Source organism: Microcoleus sp. Pol7_A1 (assembly GCF_036701085.1).
In the GTDB taxonomy this organism is placed as follows: domain Bacteria; phylum Cyanobacteriota; class Cyanobacteriia; order Cyanobacteriales; family Microcoleaceae; genus Microcoleus; species Microcoleus asticus.
The window spans coordinates 1-2,725 of the sequence record NZ_JAUBQD010000142.1 but is presented as its reverse complement, the minus strand read 5'-3'; the positions used below and the strand labels follow the sequence as shown (position 1 = coordinate 2,725).

Genomic DNA, 2,725 nt, shown 5'->3' with positions numbered 1-2,725 from the left:
ACGATTAAGGTCTATGAAATTCAAATTCAAGCTGCTCAAGCCCAACATCAATTTCTAGAGGCCGTGCAGATTGCCCTGAAGATTGTGGAGGGTCTAGGAACCAGTCTTCCAGAGCAACCCAGTCAATTAGATATTGTAAAGGCATTCGGGGCGACTAAATCCATCTTGGCTGGAAGAAAACCTCTGGACTTAATGACTCTGCCTCAGATGAGAGATCCTAACAAGTTAGCAGTTGTACGGATTCTTGCCGCTGTTTCTGCTGCTGCCTTTGTTGTTACTCCAGCGCTGTTACCGTTTATTGTCCTCGAACAGGTCAATTTATCTGTTCTATATGGCAATAGTTCATTTTCTGCAATTGGTTATGCCTACTACGGACTGATACTTTGTGGCATGACAGGAGAGATTGACTTTGGCTATCAGTGTGCAAAACTAGCACTGAAGTTGCTCGAACATTTCAATGCCAAAGAACTGAAATCTAGAGTCTATGTCGGAATTTACTGTAGCGTGTGGCATTGGAAAGAGCCGCTCAAGAACAGCTTAGCGTTTCTCCGGGAAGGCTACGAAGTAGGATTGGAAACGGGAGATTTAGAATCGGCTGCCATTTGCGGATTTATTTACATCTCATACTGTTGGTTTATCGGTCGAGAACTAAGCGATCTCAGCCAAGAGAGCGCTGCTTTCCGAGAGCAACTCAGACTCCTCAACCAAGAAGGGCTTACCAGTCATTTGACTGTTTTTCAGCAAGCAATTTTGAATCTGGTAGGCAATTCTGCCGAACCTTGGCAACTGACTGGAGATGCCTTCGATCGCCAGGAAATCCTGCCAGTCCTGGAGCGATCGGACCATCTAACTGCGCTGTACTATTTCTATGCCACCGAACTGAATCTGTGTTACCTGTTTGGCAAGTTTGAGTTGGCGGTGGAAGCAGCAATTGCCGCCGAAAATTATATAGGTGGGGCTACAGGCTTATTCATCGTTCCGCTCTGCTACACTTATGATTCTCTAGCCCATCTAGCAATTTATGTTCGGGTTTCCGAGACACAACAGCAATGCATTCTGGATCGGGTGGCTAAAAACCAAGAAAAAATGAAAACTTGGGCTGACCACGATCCAGCCAATTACCTGCACAAATTTTATTTAGTAGAAGCCGAACGGTACCGAGTATTAGGGTACAAATCAGAAGCATTGGAATTCTACGATCGCGCGATCGCTGGAGCGACAGAAAACGAATATCTCCAAGAAGTTGCCCTAGCAAATGAATTAGCAGCAAAATTCTGTTTAGAGTGGGGAAAACCCCGCGTTGCTAGAGACTACATGCACGATGCTTACTATAGCTACGCCCACTGGGGAGCCGCAGCTAAGGTGAGGGAGCTAGAGCAATCCTATCCTGAACTCTTAGCATTAATTTTGCAATCGGATGAATTACAGCTCGCATCAGAAACAACGCTCCATGAAACGAATACCTTTACATCCCATACGATTAACAGATCGTCCAGTTCTAGCAGCCTTAACATATCTGCTGTATTAGATATAAAAACTGTTCTCAAAGCTTCCCAAACCCTCTCTAGCGAAATTCATCTAGAGCGATTACTCTCGACCCTGCTGCAAGTGGTCATTGAAAATGCCGGCGCGGACAAATCTGCCTTGTTATTGCTCAAAGGGAACAGATTAATCGTTGAAGCAACTAGCACAGTCGTTTGCTGCTCGACTGTGCTGCTATCAATTCCGCTTGAGGAAAGTCAGGAGCTTCCCATTACGCTAATCCAGAGGGTTAAACGTACCTTACAACCGTTAGTGATTAGTCATGCAATAACTCATTCTTCGCTGATGGCAGATCCTTACATCATCCGCCATCAGCCCAAGAGCCTGCTGTGTGCGCCGATTCTCCATCAGGGAAAACTGCTAGGCGTACTGTACCTGGAGAACAACCTTGCTATCGGCGCTTTTACCAGCGATCGCGTTGAAATCCTCAATCTCCTCTGTACCCAAGCAGCAATTTCCTTACAGAACGCCCGACTGTATCAGCAATCCCAGGAGTATGCCCAAAAACTAGAGTTTTATCTCAACGATCTCAAACAGATGCAACTGCAACTGGTACAGAATGAGAAGATGTCTGCTCTCGGCAATCTCGTCGCAGGGGTAGCCCACGAAATTAACAATCCCGTAGGCTTTATCGCCGGTAACTTGCAACCGGCTCAAGACTACGTAGGGGATTTGTTCAACTTGATCGAGCTCTATCAAGAAAAATTTCCCAATCCGGGAGTAGAAATTGAAGCAGAAATTGAAGATATAGACTTGGAGTATTTGCGAGAAGATTTGCCGAAATTGATTAGCTCAATGAACGAGGGAGTCGATCGCATCCGCAATATCAGTACGAGCTTAAGAACGTTTTCGAGGGCAGATAGCGATCGACCAGTTTCTTTCAATATTCACGACGGACTCGAAAGCACTCTGCTGATTCTCAAGCACCGTTTAAAAGCCAGCGAGTTCCGCCCTGCCATTGAAGTGGTGAAAGAGTATGGTAACTTGCCCCTAGTAAAATGCTTTCCCGGACAGTTGAACCAGGTATTTATGAATGTACTGGCCAATGCCATTGACGCTTTGGAGGAGTCAAATAAGGGGCGCAGTTTTAGTGAAATTAAAGCCCGACCCAATCAAATTACGATTCAAACTGCTCTGAGCGAATCCAACAATCAGGTTTTGATTCGGATTAAGGATAATGGAG

General features: G+C 45.6%; 1 protein-coding gene. It reads left to right on the top strand.

Features of this window, described 5'->3' with window-relative positions:
- A partial coding sequence (locus QUA20_RS31530; RefSeq protein ID WP_333194267.1) for a GAF domain-containing protein occupies positions 1-2,725 on the top strand: 2,725 nt, incomplete at both ends.